Below are 13,978 nucleotides of genomic sequence, written 5' to 3' on the forward strand. Positions count from 1 at the left end.
TTTAACGCCAAGATACGGCGGAGCGGACCGCGTCGCTAATCAACCCCCAACGGGATCGTGCGTTGATAAAGGAGGCAGCTGTGGCCTTCTCCCTGTTGATTTTAGGTGCACCGTCGACGCGCACAAAATTTTGCGCCGCCTGAGATATAAGCGTTGGATACGTCATGAAAAAATTGTGACTGTCGGTGTGGAGGAGGCTTGGAAGATCTTTGTGTTTCATCAAGTCTTTCATGACGAACGACTTATCCAGCATACCCTTATAGAGAGAGAGATTGTGCTTCGTCATGAGACCGCCGCGGCTCTTTATCTGGAAGATCGCTTCACCCGCCATGAGGCCTGATGTCATCGCAAGGTTTGATCCCTCCCTATGCACGGCATTGTTTAATTGCGCCGCGTCGCCCACGACGACCCACCCGTTGCCAAAGAGCTGTGGGATTGCCTTGAAGCCTCCCTCAGGGATAAGATGTGCGGCGTATTCTTTGATCTCGGATCCCGCCAGTAATGGTCGGATGGATGGATGTTGCTTGAAGGCGTCAAGAAGGCGGTACGGATTTTCCATGCTTTCCGCTAAACCGGAGACGAGACAGCCGATCCCCACAGAGATCGACTCCTTGTTGGTATAAAGGAAGCCCAGTCCGGCCATTCCGCGTGAAATCGTGCCGCCGGCTTCGATCACACAGCCTTCGCCACCGGTGAGGCCGAAGCGCTCTGCGATGACCTCTTCCGGCATAAAATGCATTTCCTTGACAGCGAGTGCCACATTTTCTGGCTTCGGCATATCGCGCAAGCCGGCTCGTGTTCCAAGCAGTCCGTTCACGCCCTCAGCGAGGACGACTACGTCCGCGAGGATCACACCGCCCTCTCGGTCCGTGTAAACGCCTATTACACTACCGCTCCGATCTCGAGCAAGTTTCGTCGCTGTCGTTTCACAAAGGACTGTGCCGCCCGCCTCGCGCACCTTGGATGAGAACCATTTGTCAAACTGGGCACGGATGATCGTATACCGGTTTGGCTTCAGTTCATTAAAGTCATCAGAGCGATAGTGCACGCCCGTGTGCGACGAGTCATCCATTAGCCAGAATCGTTGCTCGACCAGATGCCGTTCCAGGGGAGCGTCATCTCGGAAGTTTGGGATAATCGCCTCCAACATGTTCGCATATAATATAGCCCCCTGAACATTCTTAGAGCCCGAATGTTCTCCGCGCTCCAGTTGCAGCACTTTTAGACCGCGACGAGCCATCGAATACGCTGCGGCGTTGCCGGACATACCGGCACCAATGACGATCGCGTCGAACTTACTCTTGGTCATCTAGCCTTCCTCGATCCATACCCTTGATAGAGTTGTGCGGTGGCATTCGCCTGGCGAAAGCTTCTGTCAACGCCGGCAAGAACTCCAGCGCGCAAGCGACAACGCCGATGTGGGCGAAGTCAAAGATCGGAGCGTTCTGGTCGAGGTTGATAGCGACAATCAGATCGGCTCCTTCGACGCCAACGCGATGCTGGACCGCGCCAGATATTCCCGCCGCGATGTAGAGCTTAGGTCTAATGGTATGGCCGGACTGACCAATTTGTCGATCAGCAGGCATCCAGCCTTTTTGGACCAGTGGGCGCGAGCACCCGACTCCCCCGCCGATCGTCGTTGCAAGGTTTCTCAAGTGCTGCAGGTTTCCTGCAGCGCCGAGGCCGAGTCCGCCCCCAACCACGATGTCGGAGTTGGCCAGATTGGATTGCTCAGAACCATCGTTGCAGAGGAATGCGAGGACTTTGGTGACGATCGCTTCCTCGACCATTGTGAGTTCGTGCTGGATAACGCGCCCAATTGGCTTATCCGTACGTTGCGGCGTCGCCATGACCCTGGACCGCACCGTTGCCATTTGCGGCCGGCTGTTCAGCGTGTAGATCGTGCACAACAAGGACCCGCCGAAAGTTGGCCGCGTCGCTGCGAGTGAACCGTCTCCATCAACATCCAGCTCGGTGCAATCAGCCGTAAGCCCCGTTTGTAAGGTCGTTGCTACAGCACCGGCGAGGTCGCGGCCGAGCGTGGTCGCGCCAAGAAGGAGAATTTCTGGTTTGTGAGTAGTGACCAGATCCGTCAAAGCCTTGGTGAAGGGTTCGTTTCGATAGTTGGCGAGGAGCGGCGACTCTACCAGATAGGCGATATCAGCTCCGTAAGCGAAGGCCTCTTCAATGGCCGGCTTGGTCCCCACGCCTTCAGACGAACCGAGGATTACCCCGGCAAGTTGGACACCCAGTTTGTCAGCTAGCCTGCGGCCTTCGCCGAGGAGTTCAATCGATACGGGATGAACCTTGCCGCGCTCAAGTTCCATGAAGACCCAGACGTGCCGGTGATCTTCGAAACACTTAAGCAGCTTTTTCCCTGAGCTGGCGCGGCCGACCGCGTTTGCCGGCGTTTCATTTTTTCTAGCGACCAAAATCTACTCCTCGCTGCTCACCGATTGCCATGGGACGTGAGCTTGCGTTCCAAAACAGGCTCGCGGGCAAAAATTGCAGCGACCGTGTCCGCGGCGACCTCGGCCAACGTTTTGTCGTTAATGTCCATTTGCATAGCTTTTTCGGCGCGAGGACCAGGAGCGAATACTCGCTTCACGACCGTCGGCGATCCCCTTAGGCCGCATTTGGTCAACTCCCCAATGCCGGCGTCAGCGGCCCCCCATTTAAGAACCGGGCTTCGCGCGGCACGGAAGGCGTCATCGAGAGAGCCCCGGCGGATTGCATTGACACCTTCCAGCACAGTGATGAGACATGGCAACGTGCTCTTCAGCATCTGCGTGCCGCTCTCCGCGTGTCGTTCAACCATGAGCTCGCGCGAAGTGGGATCAATGGAGACAATCTTCGTTACGTAAGTGAGTTGCTGGAGGTTCAGCCTCTTTGCAATTCCGGGCCCGACCTGGGCCGTGTCGCCGTCAATTGTCTGCTTTCCGGTAAAGACGATATCTGGCGCCCCATAGCTCTCGCCAATCTTCGCTACTGCTTGAGAAAGAGCATACGAGGTCGCCAGCGTGTCAGATCCAGCAAAGTGGCGGTCGGTGAGAAGCACTGCGCGATCTGCGCCGTGGGTGAGGGCTTTGCGTAGCGCTTGCTCAGCCATGGGCGGCCCCATCGTGAGAACAGTCACCTCGCCCCCATAGCGGTTACGAACTTGGAGTGCCTCTTCGAGAGCAAACAGGTCGTAAGGGTTAATGATGGTCGGTACGCCTTGGCGCATGATCGTATTTGTCACCGGGTGGACGCGTATCTGCGCAGAGTCCGGCACTTGTTTGATACAGACCACGATGTGCATAGTCGTTTAAGCTCCCAATCGGATTTGGCCTTTAGGGACCCGGCTAACTCTTAGCACTGCTCGTGCCAATAAAGTTGCGCCGCAAGAAGATGCTGTCCGGGCTCAGGTTGATGCCCTCCTCAATGGCCGAGAGCGCCGTCTTCCAATTCTTAATCTCTATCGCCGCCGAGACTCGATCATGAAACTATCTGCGCAGCATAAGTCTCGCCTTCAGCAATCCGCTCCTCTTCGGCATTCTTTGCTTCCGCGCTGGCGCGCCAGCTGCCGTCAATCACTTTTGGCAGAACGTCCTCGAGCATAACCAGATCACCGATAAAGGCGATGCGACCGTCTCGGTCGACAACGAACGTCTTTGGAACGTGGAACGACAGGCTGTCTATGAGCCAATCCTCATCCATTTCGCCTGAGTGGTCGAGTCCGATCCGCATGTTCGTATTCGGGAGCGATTTGGTTATGGACGCGTCCACCTGGGCTCGGGCGTCGTCAGCCGTCGCAGCTTCCTCACGTGCTGCGATCCCGATGAACTCAACTCCCGTGTCGATGAATTTCTTGTGCAACTTCGCCAGGTCGGATAGCTCCGGCTCGCAATAACCGCAGGTAGTCGAAAAGAACTCAACAATGTATATCTTGCCGAGCTGGAAGTTGGAAAGCGGATCGCCGCGCAGCCAGTTCTGCACTTTGATAGACGGGGCTGGAGAGTCGAGATTTAAACTAGAAGTCACGTCTTGTTCCCCACAGTGTTTTAGCCGGCGTTTCGCGCGCCAGGAATGAGCTTGTCCTGCCAAGTGTCAGGTCGATTTGTTTTGATATTGAAAGGCCATCGCGGCGAACGTTCCATCGGTTGGACAAAAGACGTTTGTGATCTCGTCTTGTGAAATGGCTTATGCGGGTGCGCGCCATTGCAAATTCCTTCTTATGAGAGCGTGACGATAGTCACCGTCGTGACGGGAAGGTGCCGAGGTCTAAAGCAGATGGAGCAGGAGGCCATTCCAGAGCTCCTCGCTATGTAAGTCGATTGCTGGAGGTTCGGCCTCCTTCCGATGCCGGTCAGACCGGGGCCGTGTCGCAGTCAATTGTCTGCTTCCCGACGACGACGATACTAGGCGTCTGAAGCCCGGCACTTGTTTGATACAGACCACGATGTGCATAGGCGTTAAGCTCCCAATCGGATTTGGGCTTTAGGGACCCGGCTTACTCTGAGCACTACTCGTGCCAATCAGGTTGCGCCGGTAAACCTCCGAGATTGCACATGTTTCGTTGTCGCTATGCGGAGGGGTTTTGTAGGGTTGCCGACATGTCGTGTCGCAATCCGCTCCGATCACAACCGCGAACGGAGGGCGGTTCGATGGGCTTCAGGTCGGCAACTCCATGATAGCTGCGCCACTAGCCGGAAGATTTAAACGCCAAACAATGCGCCGGAAGATAGCACGGGGACTGAAGTTCTGGTGCCGTGGGCGTGTATCGAGCTTCGGTTTACCGTTGATAATCTGACTAGCGACACCGTATGCGCGATCAGAAGCACAGCGATCGAGAAAATAACGCTGCGGGCGCCTAGTGAGGTTGGACAAGCGGTTTAGCTGATGTTGCGGCGTGAGCAGGATCATTGCCAGAAGCGTGGAGAAACCCTTGCTGGAAATATCAATCGAAAGCCGTCCATAAACGCTGCTGCAGCCTGCCGAACTCTTGAGTCCTCACCGCCTCAATCGTCATATCAACGCCGTTCTGATCGGTTGGGCTACCGTATCCCCAAATGAACAAGCGGAAGCCACATGATCTGACGCGACTTGCTGCATTGAGCCAGCGCCAGTTTGTGGTCCTTCAGACGCATGACAACAATTTGCGACGTTGTCTTCACCTTTGTCAGATCAGCGACAAAGGCTACCTCCTCGATTGCGCGGCTTTTCCGCGTCAACCGGCGCTCGAGACATGGCGACCTATGGGAGAAGATTACTTTGTGGGCGGCGGCTGAGCGCGGGGCAGGCTGGTGTCGTTCGTAAGGACGAACGGATCAGGCGGTTGGAGAAAATGGTCGCGCTTTCGCGCGGGCTCCCTGTGGCCGCAAGTTCGAGAAGGTCGATCCTGGGTAATTGATCTCGCAGTGAAGGACCTTGAGAAGATGGAATAGGAAGCCGACGCCATTTGCGCATATGTCCAAGACAAGGACAGCACCTTGCGCAGCGCAGCCCAAGTTCATGCGCTGTCGCGGCATTCGGAGGCTATGGAGGCGCGCGGCACGCGGCAGATCTTTACCCACTAGGTGTGGCGAATGCCCGCTCGCCGGGCGGTGGCCGACCGCAGTGGGAGGACGGCTGCATCCGACGTCGCCAGACAACGGCTCCCCTTCAACCAAGTGAAGGGCGGAAAGCATGACGGCTCTGGATGAGGACAAAATCTGCGCTACCGGGAGATCATTCTCCGCTTCAGATCTGGCAATTTTGGTTGGAAACCTGCAGTCGCCAAGGGCCGCGTCACTTAGTGCATTTCCGAATTCCAGAGCGCTCCGCTTCAACCGCGGACAGGCTTTCATGCGAATCAGGGAGGTAACGGACATGCGTGATGGCATTTTCGCTAACCCAAAAAACTGACCTTTTAACGCTAGCGCAGCAGTCGGCGCAGGGCGCTCTTCGACAAACGGGCAAGAAGGGTATCGGCGATGGGCCACGGCAAGGGCCGGCAAATCCAAGCGGAAGCCCTAAGCATAAGCTGGTAACGGCGTGCATCTTCTTGGTTCTCCCATGACTTTGCCGCCGGCACATTCGTCTCCGGCACTTTCCTCTCGCCAATCGCAAAGGCCATCTTCTCCGACGGGGCATCTTTGCTGACGGAGCGCCAACCGCAAGACGCCACACTACAGGGCGGTGACATGCACCTATCAGAATTACCTTATCGACAACGGCGCCGGGGGATATTTCGATTTTGGTGTCGCTAGTCAGATTATCGACGGCAGACCGAGCTCGATACACGTCCACCGCACCAGAACTTCAGTCCCCGTGCCATCTCCCGGGGGATTATTCGGCGTTGAAATCTTCCAACTCGTGGCGCAGCTATCATGGACTTATCCCACCTGAAGCCTATCGAACCGCCCCTTCATTCGCGGTGGTGATCGAGGCGGATTGCGACACGACATGTCGGGAACCCTACAAAACCCCTCGCATAGCGACAACGAAACATGTGCAATCTCGAAGGCTTACCGGCGCAACCTGATTGGCACGAGTAGTGCTCAGAGTAAGTCGGGTCGCTAAAGCCCGATCGTGGTCCCCGACCTGATTGGCACGAAGGGAGACTGACATGGCAGGAATGCGAAAAAAGATCACCCCCAGCCCTGAGAGCGAACAGCGCGAGGTCAAGGCGTCCGATCTCGTTGTCCGGGCGCTTGAAAACGAGGGGTCACGGTCATCTTCTACATCCCCGGCGAGGAAACCATCGACCTCGTCGAGTCGCTGCGCAACTCGACGATCAAGCTCGTGCCGACCCACACCGAGTGGGCCGCGGCCCTCATGGCCGCCAACTGGAGTCGGCTCACCGGCCGCACTGGCGTCTGCATGGCCACCTGCGGTCCGGGCGTGCTCAACTTCCCGAACGGCGCGGAATATGCCCGGCTCCCTATCGGCGGTTGGAATCGGCGAAGGCGATCTTTCCAAGCTAGCGAAGGATGCGATGAAGCAAAAGGAGCGCCTCCTGATCAACAATCCGCGCGAGCTCGACTACGATCACGCCCGGGCGATCTATGCCAGCGCGCTTGCGGGAGTGAGCCGGCCATGACCCCGAGCTCGGACGACCAACCGGAATTCTCGCAGATGCTGCTGCGCATGTCGGAAATGTGGCGCAGCAACATGGAGCAGTCAGAGGAGGTTGGAAAATTGTGGTTCAACTCGATGATGCCCTTTTTCACCATGCGCGCGGCTGACAGCAGCCTGTTTGCCGCCGCACAGGGCGGCGAGATCTTGAAAACTATCAAGCGCATGGTGGAAGGCCCGCACCTTGCCGACATGTGCAACCTGGACCGGCAGGTCTACGCGCTGATGGCTGCCTGGATGGACGTGGGCCAGCGCATGGCGGCCTATCACGCCATAGCCTCCGTGCCGTGGAGCAAGGCCTATGAACGCTACAGCGCAACGCTCGCCGGCACGAAGGAAGGAGACGCCAAGGATTTCGGCTGGCGCAAGGCTTTCGACAAGTGGAGGGACATTGCGAACAAGGAACTGATCAGCAACCTGCGCTCTAAGGATTTCCTCGCCGCGCAGCGCGAATTGCTGCTCGCCGCGCTGGACCTGCGCACCTGCCAGCAGCAAATGACCGACAGCGTCGCGAAGCTGTTAGGCGTTCCGAGCCAACACGACTTCGACGAGCTGACGCGGCAGTTCACGGAACTCAGGCGGGAGGTGCGCGCCAGCATAAGGGCACAGCGCGATGAAGTCGAAGGTGCAGGCGGCGTCGCCACACAACCAGGAAAAGGATAAGCGATGACCGAACCCCGCAAAACCGCCTTCAACAGCATCCTGAAGGATTTCGCCGAGAATGTCGGCAAGTTTTACAAGGGCGCGGACGTGCTCGCCGGCATCCGCGACGAGGATGTCGATGTCGGAACAACCCCGAAGACGCTCGTCATGCGCCGCGACAAGGTGAAGCTGTTTCGCTACGAGCCGACGGTCAAGCGCACCGTTGAGACGCCGGTCCTCATCGTCTATAGCCTGGTCGGCCGCTACACTATCGCGGACCTCCAGCCCGACCGCTCGCTGGTGCGTAGCCTGCTCGCCGAGGGCGTCAACCTTTGGCTGATCGAATGGGGCAAGCTCGGCCGCGCCGAGCGCTGGCTGACTATGGACGACTATGTCGACGACTATATCCACGAGGCGGTGCACCGGATCTGCCGCGAGACGGGCCATGACAAGGTAACGCTGCTCGGCATCTGCCAGGGTGGCGTCTTCACCACCTGCTATGCGGCGCTCCACCCGGAGAAGGTCAAGAACCTGGTCCTGACCATGACGCCGATCGACTTCCACGCCGATATCGACGACCCGGAGCCCAGTCACGGCCTCCTCAACATCTGGACGCGCGCGCTTGCGCCCGAGGATATCGACCGCATGGTCGATGCGCTGGGCGTCATCCCCGGCGAACTTATGAGCTTGATCTTCTCGCTCATGACGCCAATGCAAGCGCTGACTAAGTACAATGTCGAACTCTTCGACATCGCCGGTGACAAGGACCGGCTGATGAACTTCCTGCGCATGGAGAAATGGCTGGCCGATCGACAGGACCACCCAGGCGCAGCCGGCCGGCAATGGCTGAAGGAGCTCTATCACGAGAACCGCCTGGTCGAGGGCAGGTTCGAGCTGTTGGGCCGCATCGTCGACCTCCGCGCGATCGACGTGCCCGTGCTCAACATCTTCGGCCTGGACGACCATATCATTCCGGCGACCTGTTCCAAGGCGCTCGGCGGTCAGATCGGCGGCACAGACTATACGGAGGTTCCGTTCCAGGGCGTGGGGCATGTCGGCGTGCTCGTTTCGAGCAAGTCGCAGGGCAAGCTCGCCAAAAGCATAGTTGAATGGCTCCAGCCACGGGACGGGTAGGGGATAGCGATAGCAAACAAGATTTGCTCCCCGCCGAAGCGGTCACGATCATCCGTTCGGGCGATACAGTCGCCTTTTCCGCTTGGAGGCGGGATGTCTCCAATAGAACACAAAATCTCCTCCGAATAAGCTCGGAGACTGATGAAACTGCTTGGAGGTGCTGCCCAACTGGACCTGGGCAACGTTCGAGCACCAGAACAATCCAGGCCGTTGCGATTATACCGGATGCCATGATGCCTATGGTGCGGTTGTCGCCGACGTGGACGCGAATGAGGTCCTTGATCGGCCCTACAGCGCCTGTGCAAAGAACGACGCACTGAAAGCGGTGCTGGGCTCTGCAGGCCTTTCACCCGTGTGGGAACATTACTGCCTGAAGGGCAGCCAGACCGACTTCGTCTCGGCGACCGGCGTGCCTACGCAACTTGGCAATTCGGTAACGGAGGCCGGATTCGCGGACACTTCGTCCTGCATCACCTGCCATGCGCGTGCCGCCGTCAACGCGAAGGGAATAAAGACGACGCCAGCAGGATTCGTCGACCCGCCGATCCCGGCGCTCTGTCCCAGTCCATCCGGTCCCGGATCCGAATTGGTTCTGGACCAATCCCGGCAAGCTCGACCAGGCAGCCGTTGCCATGCAGACGGATTTCATCTGGTCAATTGCCCGCTTTGCAATCGGGGACTAACACCGGCCCCGTCATGACGCTGCCCAAGAAAGCGACCGACGAAAGCTGGCCGGCGATGAAGATCTGGGCATGACCGCTATGTTCGCCATCGGCGCCCGGTCCGGCATCGTCCCGGCAGCGGCACGGACCTAGCCGCGCCGGTTTCGCGGAGCACGAGACCTGGATCTTGCGCGCGAGCGGCGCAATGTCCTGCGCCAGACCTCTTTCTGAATTCAGCCGGCTGGCGCGGATGTCGAAGGCACGGGTTGTGCGCTTCGAGATCGTCCGCCGCACTGCAACGATCGTCATGTTGTGACAAGAATCTGGATCGTTTCAATTCGCGAGTCCACGTCTTAGGCTAATTAGGGACAAGCGGGGCCGCACGATCCGTGGCCAGAAGGGCCATACGGGGTACATCGAAGGTCGTGGCACGCTGGGTCGAGTGGTCCCTGTGCGGAGGCCCCGCCGGCATGGAGGATTGTTCGTCCCGCCGAACACGAGCCCAAGCCGGACCCCGGAGCAGATCGCCCAAAAAAATCTTGTTCCGCCCTAAGAGGAATTGAGAACAAGAATTCCCTGACGAAAGTATGCAGCCGTAAGTTTCCTGGCGCGGCAAAGTGCTTGTTGACGGCACAGGACATATGCTAAATCGTGACAGTCTAAACACATCGTATACGAGAGAAACCTCCACCGGGAAACTTATGCCGCATTCTGAGAATCCAAGCTTTCAGACGGAGAAAGCGTCGGAGCGCATTTCGCGCCATGCCAATGAAATTGCGGCTCGCCTAACCAAGCGGGGGGCAGTTCCTAATTTCGGAGAACCCGACGACAGGACCCTTCGCTCGTTCTCCTTGGGCGAGGTTGCCGAGATTCTCGGCGTGTCGGGCAGTTATTTGCGCCAGTTGTCAATTGATGGGCTGGGGCCAACACCGGAACTAGGGACCGCAGGACGGCGCTCCTATACGCTTCGACAGATCAACGAACTCCGTGCCTATCTCGCTTCGGCCCGTCAGAAAGAGGCTTTGAAGTTTTGCCCGCGCAGGCGCGAGGGTGAGAAACTCCAGATCATCTCAGTAGCCGGCTCCGCAAGCACCACCACATCGCTCTATCTGGCTCAGGGCCTTGCACTTCAAGGATACCGCGTTCTCGCCATAGACCTCGATCCGAATGGCTCATTGTCGAAAATGTTCGGTTATTATTTTCCAGATATCGGTTTTCCCGACCACTACGTGAGCATGTATGGCGCTTTAAGCTATGATGACGATCGGTCCAGTATGAGCTCTGTAATCCGACCCACCCATTTTGATGGTCTTGATCTTGTGCCGGGTACTTGCGAGCTCGAAATATTCGAACGGGAAAGTACGAAGCGCTTCCATAGTGAGGACTTGAGAATCGCAGACGTTAGCATCAAAATGGTGTCTGCGCTCAAAGAAGTCGAGGCGAATTACGACGTCGTCGTTATCCGCTGTGGAGGTGGAAGCTTTCTGACCGCAGGTGCGTATGAAGCAGCGACCGGCGTGCTGTTGACGGTCCGCCCTGAATGGCCTGAGATCACGTCAATGACCATGTCCCTCAGCGTTTTATCGCATTTCGTCTCCTTGATCGAAGAGGCTGGAAGGTCGGTAAATCATGATTTCACCAAATTCTTGGTGACAAGACACAGCCCGCGTGACGTCTCGCAGCAGGAGGCAGTCGCACTACTGCGGGACTCCCTGGGGCATGATCTGTTGACTGTGACCGTCTGGGAATCGGACGCGATCCGAGACGCGGGGGTCAAAAAGCGATCGTTGTATGAGTTGGTAGCCGGGGCGGTAGGCCGATCGGCGTACGAGCAAGCGATGGAAACACTGAATTCCACGAATGCGGAGGTAATGGACATCATATCCGAGGTTTGGGGCCGTCCCCCGATGTATGTGATGAGGGCTTCGCGCACTGCAGGTAAGGCGAGTTCCTAATCGAGAGGACTTAATGGTTGTATCATCAATGCCGGCCACGCCGCGTGCGTCTGGTGATTGCCGCCTGTCTCGAAGGAAATCGAGATCCCTGGTCGCAGAATCCACCGACCAGAATGGCGCCAGGCGTCCCATCGTCGAAAACAGCCTTCGTGAGCCGCTCGGCCCGGCTATGATCGATATGATTGGGATTAGGATAATCAGGGGCGTGCAACGAGCTCAAAGCTCGTAAATTCGATCTAGACCTAATCCGCGTAACGTCATACAGGCCCGCAGTGCATATGATGCCGCAACGATGGGGCCTGACACATGACCGCGCCCGTTCACATGCTCAAGAAAGCTCGACGCCTACTTGCATGGCCCTGAGCATTTATAGGAAGGCCGCCCCAAACACCCCTACCGCCGAACCAATGTTGTTTCCGACATACCCGATCGCGTGGATCGGGTCGACTGTGCCTAACCCGACCGCTCCCGTGACAATCTCAACTCCGCCGGCCTGATATTTGTTCTGCAGCTGTAAGGTCGGGCACCGCCGATGGTCCGCCACAGGTGGCTCAAAATTCGGCGGTGCACACTTCGTCCGGCTGGAAATTCGCGGGGCACGCCACGCTACTGGTTCTGTGACCTGCCACTGAACTTTCATCCAGCGGCGGTTAGACCGTATGTTCGCGGGGTGAAGGTGGCCCGCCCCCGCGGTAAGCTAAATCGGGGGTTGCTCTGGATAGGCCGGAGCCTTGCCCCATGCTTAGCGAGGGCGAACCATGAAAGAAGATAGCGTAATTTTCATCGGCCTGGATACGTCGAAGCTGAAGATTTCTGTGGCGATAGCCGATGGAAGCCGCAACGGCGAGGTGCGGTTTTTCGGCGACATTTCCTCGGAGCCGACATCAGTAGCATCGATGGTCAGCAAGCTTTCCAAGCGCGGAGCTAAGCTTCACTTTTGCTATGAAGCCGGCCCCACGGGTTACGGTCTTTACCGCCAGATTGTCGAACTGGGGCATGATTGCGTGGTCGTGGCGCCGTCACTGGTACCCAAGCGTGCGGGCGATCGGGTGAAGACAAACCGCCGGGATGCCATGAGTCTGGCGCGCCTGCACCGGGCGGGAGAACTGACCGCGGTCTGGGTCCCAGATGAAGGCCACGAGGCGATCCGCGATTTGGTGCGGGCGCGCGAGGCGGCCAGCGACGCGCTGAAGCAGGCCCGTCAGCAACTTCAGTCCTTCTTGTTGCGTCATGGCCGGATCTATGCCGGCCGCGAACCATGGACGCGTGCCCATCGAAGATGGCTAACGTGCCAGGCCTTCGATCATCCCGCTCACCAAATCCTGCTGGCGGAATATAGCCAGGCTGTCGCGGATGCCAGCGTGCGCCTGGATCGGCTGACCAAGCTGGTCGTCGAGACCGCGGCATCCTGGTCAATGGCCCCGGTTGTGGCCGCATACCAGGCGATGCGGGGCGTCGCGTTCATGACGGCGGTCACCTTTGTCGTCGAAATCGGCGATGTTAGGCGCTTTGATAATCCTCGTCAGCTGATGGCGTATCTCGGTCTCGTGCCGTCGGAAAGCTCAACCGGGGAACGGGTCAAGCGTGGCGGGATCACCAAGGCGGGCAACACAAGAGCGCGAAGGGTACTCATTGAAGGCGCTTGGACATATCGCTTTCCGGCTCGCGTAAGCCCGAAGATCCAGGCGCGACTGGATGACCTGCCAAGAACGGTTCGCGAGATTGCTTGGAAAGCCCAGGTAAGGCTTTGCACGCGTTATCGAAAACTAATCGCGGCAGGCAAGCCGAAGGTCGTCGCGGTCACCGCCATTGCACGAGAAATGGCAGCGTTCCTATGGGCGATCGGGCAGGAGGTCGCTCCCACAGCAAAAGGCTAAAGGCGAATGCCCAGCTCGAACCAAAAAGCTTAACCCAAACATTGAAATCATCTCCTGTTGGACAAAGATGGAGGCAGGGCTCCGGTGGGGAACCCTCGCAGGCTCTATGTGGCGGATAATTCCAAGCCCGAGATTAGACAGAGGCAGCCCCAGACGAACACACGGAAATGCGGTACCCAACCCGCGCATAAGAGTATGCCAGCCGTCGTCAAGATGCCCTGCCTCCTCCTTTGTTCAACAGCTTCAAGCATGCGCGCTTTCGTCCGCAAGGCCGGAAAGGAAAGAGTCATGATTAAGGAGCTTGCAAATGAACATAAGAGAGCCTCGGCGGCTTTGAATACGCCAAATGGCGCGGTGTGAGCAACCGGCGGAAACGCGAAGCTTTCATCTTGCGTAGCGTTGGAGCCGGTTGCGGCGATGCTCCCGGCATAGTCTGCCGGGGTCTGATATCCGAGCGATGAGTGCGGCCGGAAATGGTTATAATCCTCAGCCCATTCAGCGATGGCGCTGCGGGCATGATCGAGGCCGAAGAAGAGGCTCTCGTTGAGCAACTCGTCGCGCATGCGACCGTTGATGGGGAAGACGGCCCCGCTCCGAACCGGTTGGTCGT

Annotated in this window: 10 protein-coding genes and 2 pseudogenes; 6 read left to right on the plus strand and 6 right to left on the minus strand. The window is 57.9% G+C overall.

The annotated features are described in order from the left end of the window. Position 1: 1 nt before the first annotated feature. The 4 genes from HJC04_RS01295 to HJC04_RS01310 form a co-directional block, all read right to left on the minus strand. Positions 2 to 1,309 carry an FAD-dependent oxidoreductase gene (locus HJC04_RS01295; RefSeq protein ID WP_027667868.1) on the minus strand — a complete coding sequence of 436 codons (1,308 nt, stop codon included), beginning with the start codon at positions 1,307 to 1,309 and terminating at the stop codon, positions 2 to 4. After that, complete coding sequence (locus HJC04_RS01300) at positions 1,296 to 2,432, minus strand: electron transfer flavoprotein subunit alpha/FixB family protein (protein WP_221123935.1); 1,137 nt, start codon at positions 2,430 to 2,432, stop codon at positions 1,296 to 1,298. The genes HJC04_RS01295 and HJC04_RS01300 overlap by 14 nt, the downstream gene beginning before the upstream one ends. 17 nt (positions 2,433 to 2,449) lie before the next feature. After that, a complete protein-coding gene (locus HJC04_RS01305) occupies positions 2,450 to 3,301 on the minus strand; it encodes an electron transfer flavoprotein subunit beta/FixA family protein (RefSeq protein WP_018484294.1) in 852 nt (283 codons plus the stop codon). A 176-nt stretch (positions 3,302 to 3,477) separates the two neighbouring features. Next, the gene (locus tag HJC04_RS01310; RefSeq protein ID WP_221109222.1) at positions 3,478 to 4,023 is read right to left on the minus strand and encodes a TlpA disulfide reductase family protein; all 546 of its coding nucleotides are present in this window, start codon (positions 4,021 to 4,023) and stop codon (positions 3,478 to 3,480) included. 2,575 nt (positions 4,024 to 6,598) lie between these two features. On the opposite strand from HJC04_RS01310, the pseudogene HJC04_RS31500 reads away from it, so the two are divergent. From HJC04_RS31500 to phaC, 4 genes and pseudogenes are all read left to right on the plus strand, one after another. Further along, positions 6,599 to 6,903 (plus strand): annotated as a pseudogene (locus tag HJC04_RS31500) (thiamine pyrophosphate-binding protein); the annotation flags it as partial. Further along, positions 6,893 to 7,063 (plus strand): hypothetical protein, encoded by a 171-nt coding sequence (locus tag HJC04_RS31505; protein ID WP_375337011.1) that lies wholly within the window; start codon positions 6,893 to 6,895, stop codon positions 7,061 to 7,063. The pseudogene HJC04_RS31500 and the gene HJC04_RS31505, both read left to right, overlap by 11 nt. A 35-nt stretch (positions 7,064 to 7,098) precedes the next feature. Beyond that, positions 7,099 to 7,761, plus strand: a complete 663-nt coding sequence (locus HJC04_RS31510) for a poly(R)-hydroxyalkanoic acid synthase subunit PhaE (protein WP_259666072.1) — start codon at positions 7,099 to 7,101, stop codon at positions 7,759 to 7,761. A 3-nt stretch (positions 7,762 to 7,764) separates the two neighbouring features. Next, entirely contained in the window at positions 7,765 to 8,874 is a 1,110-nt protein-coding gene (gene phaC / locus HJC04_RS01320; protein WP_207246256.1) for a class III poly(R)-hydroxyalkanoic acid synthase subunit PhaC, read from the plus strand. A gap of 653 nt (positions 8,875 to 9,527) precedes the next feature. Here phaC and HJC04_RS01325 read toward each other — a convergent pair. Further along, on the minus strand, positions 9,528 to 9,845 hold the full coding sequence (locus tag HJC04_RS01325) for a hypothetical protein (RefSeq protein WP_207246257.1): 318 nt from the start codon (positions 9,843 to 9,845) through the stop codon (positions 9,528 to 9,530). 392 nt (positions 9,846 to 10,237) lie between these two features. On the opposite strand from HJC04_RS01325, the gene repA reads away from it, so the two are divergent. Both repA and HJC04_RS01335 read left to right on the plus strand, forming a co-directional pair. After that, positions 10,238 to 11,491: a plasmid partitioning protein RepA gene (gene repA / locus HJC04_RS01330; RefSeq protein ID WP_221123342.1), complete on the plus strand. Its 1,254-nt coding sequence runs from the start codon at positions 10,238 to 10,240 to the stop codon at positions 11,489 to 11,491. 758 nt (positions 11,492 to 12,249) lie between these two features. Further along, positions 12,250 to 13,368: an IS110 family transposase gene (locus HJC04_RS01335; protein WP_037191831.1), complete on the plus strand. Its 1,119-nt coding sequence runs from the start codon at positions 12,250 to 12,252 to the stop codon at positions 13,366 to 13,368. A 308-nt stretch (positions 13,369 to 13,676) separates the two neighbouring features. On the opposite strand, the pseudogene HJC04_RS01340 reads toward HJC04_RS01335, so the two are convergent. Next, positions 13,677 to 13,952: pseudogene (locus HJC04_RS01340) on the minus strand (transposase); the annotation flags it as partial. Positions 13,953 to 13,978 lie beyond the last annotated feature (26 nt).

Source organism: Rhizobium sp. NLR8a, from assembly GCF_019685235.1.
Classification (GTDB): Bacteria; Pseudomonadota; Alphaproteobacteria; order Rhizobiales; family Rhizobiaceae; genus Rhizobium.